Source organism: Proteus cibi (assembly GCF_003144405.1).
GTDB classification, from domain to species: domain Bacteria; phylum Pseudomonadota; class Gammaproteobacteria; order Enterobacterales; family Enterobacteriaceae; genus Proteus; species Proteus cibi.
In genome coordinates this window covers 1-3730 of sequence record NZ_PENW01000006.1, presented here as the reverse complement: position 1 = coordinate 3730, position 3730 = coordinate 1, and the positions used below count along the sequence as shown (strand labels likewise).

The 3730-nt window shown below is 35.0% G+C and carries 2 protein-coding genes and 1 pseudogene; 2 read left to right on the top strand and 1 reads right to left on the bottom strand.

Features of this window, described 5'->3' with window-relative positions; all coding sequences use genetic code 11:
• Together DK865_RS01875 and DK865_RS01865 are read left to right on the top strand one after the other, a co-directional pair.
• Window positions 1-1081 (top strand): VENN motif pre-toxin domain-containing protein (locus tag DK865_RS01875; protein ID WP_109391034.1); only part of this gene is annotated, 1081 nt, incomplete at its 5' end.
• A gap of 644 nt (window positions 1082-1725) precedes the next feature.
• Entirely contained in the window at window positions 1726-2247 is a 522-nt protein-coding gene (locus DK865_RS01865; RefSeq protein WP_109391032.1) for a hypothetical protein, read from the top strand.
• 73 nt (window positions 2248-2320) lie between these two features.
• Here DK865_RS01865 and DK865_RS01860 read toward each other — a convergent pair.
• A pseudogene (locus DK865_RS01860) lies at window positions 2321-2455 on the bottom strand (IS256 family transposase); the annotation flags it as partial.
• Window positions 2456-3730: the final 1275 nt, after the last annotated feature.

Genomic DNA, 3730 nt, shown 5'->3' with positions numbered 1-3730 from the left:
GATGACTGGCGAAACCATGGGTATTTTATCGCACTCACTTTATGGCAAAACCCCCGAAGAACTTACTGAGTCTGAAAAGCAAAATATAAGTGCATGGGCAACGTTAGCTTCCGGCATTGCCGGTGGTTTAATCAGCGATAATAGCGCATGCGTTGCCAATGCCGCTCAAGCAGGGAAAGTGGTGGTTGAGAATAATTATTTAACAGCTAAACAAATAATTTCATGGCTTGAAAAGTATTATCTTGCTTCTACGGATGAAGAAAAGAAACATTTAGTTGGCTTAGGAAATAAAGTCGATATGGAACAACAGCAAAAAGCGATGGAAACTAGGATCACTAAAGAACATTTGGTTCAACAGCAAGATGAATTAATTTTACTTATTCAATCAGCAGAATGTGATGTTCATTGTAAATCAATTGCTGAATATAGTATCAAAAAACTGGATCCTATCATTGAACATTATAGTGAGTTACAGCGTGGTAATAATATTCCACGAGCCGTTATTGCAACGACAACATTAGGTTTACCAATAATGAGTAAGGCTATTAGCCCTTATGTATCGAGTTGGTTAGGTAGCACAACTGTCGCTAGCCGTGTGATAGGTGTAACAACTACGGGCACAGCAAATTTAGGCATGCAAGGGTATAATATTTACACAGAACCAGACGCGAGCTTTAGTTATGCAAGCTTCGGTTCTTCTTTATTAACAGGAGGAATAACACCAGGAATGGGGTATTGGGGAACGCTCACAACCAATACAACTGGTGCAGGTATTTCAAGTTTAATTGATGGGCAATCACCTTGGGTCTCCATGGGAGGCGCATTAGCTGGTTCAACAGTCGGCTATGGAGGCACAAAATGGCTAACTCATCGTCTGGATAATAAATTTAATCCTTGGTCTAGCGGACTTAAAGAGCGCCCATTAGTTGTAATGCCATCAATTACAGCTCCGCCGAGTGTATCGCCAATGCCTGGAATTATAGGTAACCTCCTTGGATCCACTGGTTCAGAGTATTTAAATAAAGAGACTAGCGGAGTATTGAAGGAAATCACAATAGAGAACGAAAATGAAAGTAATTAATTATTTTTTAATGTTATTTTTTTGTTACTTTGCACTGGTTTTTATTACATTCTTATTGCTTGGTTTTATTGTTGAATTTATTTATTATATGAAATTAGGTGTTTTTTATATTGATATATTTTTTTTAAAAAAACCGATTGTTTTTGGGGGAGTGTTTGGTTTGAGTTTTAGTGGTATTCATCTATTTGTGAATTATTGGGAAAATAAACATTGAATGGCTAATTCAATCATTAAATAGATATTAATTTTGTAGTGTCCAGCCAGACATCAGTCTGTAATTATTATCACCAAAAGGCGCAAGAAATAATGCTGAATATATGTGATTGGGTAGTATCAATTACATATATTCGCCGAGTGTTATGTTGAATTGCTGAAGGTAATCACCCTGCGGTGATGAAGGCCATAATCAATTGAATTACCTACGATCCAGCATAGCATGTGAGGATAAAGTGGATTTCTCACCATAAATTTTAGCAAATCCATGGCTTGGAGATTTATCTATTATTTCTGGAATAGCAGAAGAATTACTAGAGTTTTCTCAATTAAAAATATATCATCAAAAAATGAGATAATATCATCTTAATTAGTAATAGATTTTGATTTTTAATCTATTACTATGATGTGGATTAAAGCATAATTATATTATGAATATAAAACTAATTGAATATCTGCATTCTATTTATCCAGAATTACCAATCGATGTTAGCTATATGCGAGGTTATTCTGATGATGAAATAAAAAAAATCGAACGTTTATATGATATCGAAGTGAAAGATCAGCTATATGATTTTTTAACCAGCATAGGGCGTTGTAGTGGTGGTCTTTTTGGCGATGATCCTCTTCTTTTTTATAGAAATCAAAAAACAATAAGAGGAAGTATATTGATGCAATCAGGAATGAGAGAGGAACTATCTGCTATTCAACGGTATGATTTATTAGATAAAAAACCGTTTTTTATCTCCGTGGAAAGTTATACTCAATACTTTTTTGTTTTAACAACATCAGTTACATCTAATATTATTTATCAATATGATGAGAATGAAGAAATAGTGGAAGCTACTGATTGGGATCTAAAAAATTATTTGAGACATATAGTTAATGTTTATACTCGAAATTACGATGTGAAGACGTCTTTTGATCAACATGGTGAACTGATTATTATTTAATTGGTATTTACATTGGAGCCTGTAGATAACTTTGTGTAAGTAACCCATGTATTATTTGTAGGTGGTCATTTATTCAACTATCAAAGTGGATCATAAACCAGTTCATTGCTGAGCGCCAATTTTGTATCAGAATGGTCCACTTTTTTACTGATTTATCCGATGAAAATATCTTTCTTTCCTTTGTCATATGCCTAATAACGCTGTTCAGTAATTAGCTGGTTCAACAGTCGTCTATGGAGGCGAAAAATGGTTAACTCATCGTCTGGATAATAAATTTAATCCTTGGTCTAGCGGACTTAAAGAGCGCCCATTAGTTGTAATGCTATCAATTACAGCTCCGCCGAGTGTATCAGTAGTACCAAGTATTGTTGGAAGTACAATTGGAGCTATTGGTTCTGAATCAGCAAATAAAATAATTACAGAAGAACTAAAACCAGGGGATGAGAAATGAAACTATTTATATATTTTTTATGTTGGTCTTTGAGTATGTGTGTAACTATATTTTTAACAATAATCTTAATTAAACTTCTAGTTAAACTAATTATATATTTTGAAAAAAATTCGTTTATTTGGGAATTAAATGATTTTATTGAGGCATTAAAAATAGGAGGAGTAATGGGATTATTTTTAGGAGTAGTAATTTGTTTAGTTAACTATTTAGAATATAAAAGGCGTTAGTATGATTTTACAAAATGGGTAATAAAATTAATGCTCAAGTTACAGGGGGGATCAATTGATATAACTATTAAGCCTCTCATAAGCCTCTCAGGGTACATCAATTGCAGGGTGGAGCTATAAACGGATTATATGGACTTTCGAAGGATATGAAACCGAGCATAGTTCCGTTTCTGGTCTTTTGGGAAATATGGGGTCTGCTGGTCTAACTGAAACAACAAATGCTCTGATGCAAGAGGAAATTAAAGAGATTAAGGAGAAAATGGATGAGAGCAAAAAATGATCAACTAATGTTCGTGGTTATAATGAGCATTATATGTGGGCTTGCCATGTTTCTAATGATTATAATATTCTTTTTTGTTGGCAAATGCCTAATTTGGTGGTTTGTCAGTGGAGAGTTTACTTTTTCACATGAGTATGTAAAAAAGGCTTTCAGAGTAGGTTTGATCACAGGTCCAATAGCTGGAATAGGGACTTGGTTTGCAGAATATAAGTTACGTAGATGATGTTAAGATCCCAGTCTAAGTGCTGGAGTTTTCCTTTTAGCTACCACTCTGTCTCAATAATCTGGATAATTAATTGCCTGTGCTTAATGCACAGACCTACCTACACCTGCTACCCAGCCACCAGCCACAAATTCTACCATTTTCAGCAAGTATGACAGGATTATACCAACCAGTCAGACTTTGGCACGGGCGGTAAATACACCCGAGCTATTCAAGCCGTTACGGCATTTACGCAAGGCATTATGGGTGGCAATATTGTCACCGCGATTGCTAATGGCTCAGCGCCTTATCTTGCCAATGAA